The sequence below is a fragment of the Stenotrophomonas sp. HMWF003 genome (assembly GCF_003061285.1).
Lineage (GTDB): Bacteria > Pseudomonadota > Gammaproteobacteria > Xanthomonadales > Xanthomonadaceae > Stenotrophomonas > Stenotrophomonas maltophilia_AP.
In genome coordinates this window covers 4,204-4,678 of record NZ_QAIW01000389.1, presented here as the reverse complement: position 1 = coordinate 4,678, position 475 = coordinate 4,204, and the positions used below count along the sequence as shown (strand labels likewise).

Here is a 475-nt window from a genome sequence, read left to right as displayed (position 1 = left end):
CACCATGACCCCCTCCCCGCTCTTCCAGCCCTACCCCCTCGGCCCGCTGACCCTGGCCAACCGCATCGTGATGGCACCGCTGACGCGCAACCGCGCCGGTGCCGGCCTGGTGCCCAGCCCGCTTGCCGCTACCTACTACGCCCAGCGCGCCTCGGCCGGCCTGATCATCACCGAGGCCACCCAGATATCGGCGCAGGCCCAGGGCTACCAGGACACGCCGGGGCTCTACACCCAGGACCAGATCGACGGCTGGCGCGCGGTCACCGATGCCGTGCACGCCCGCGGTGGGCGCATCTTCGTGCAGCTGTGGCACGTGGGCCGCATCTCGCACGTGGATCTGCAGCCCGGCAATGGCGCGCCTGTCTCCGCCTCGGCCATCCGCGCGCAGACCAAGACCTTCGTCCACAACGGCTTTGTCGATGTGTCCGAGCCGCGCGCTTTGGAGATCGACGAGCTGCCCGCCATCGTCAACGAC

The 475-nt window shown here is 70.1% G+C and carries 1 pseudogene; it reads left to right on the top strand.

Going from position 1 to position 475, the window contains the following annotated elements:
• Positions 1 to 4: 4 nt before the first annotated feature.
• Positions 5 to 475, top strand: a pseudogene (locus tag DBR34_RS23550) (alkene reductase); the annotation flags it as partial.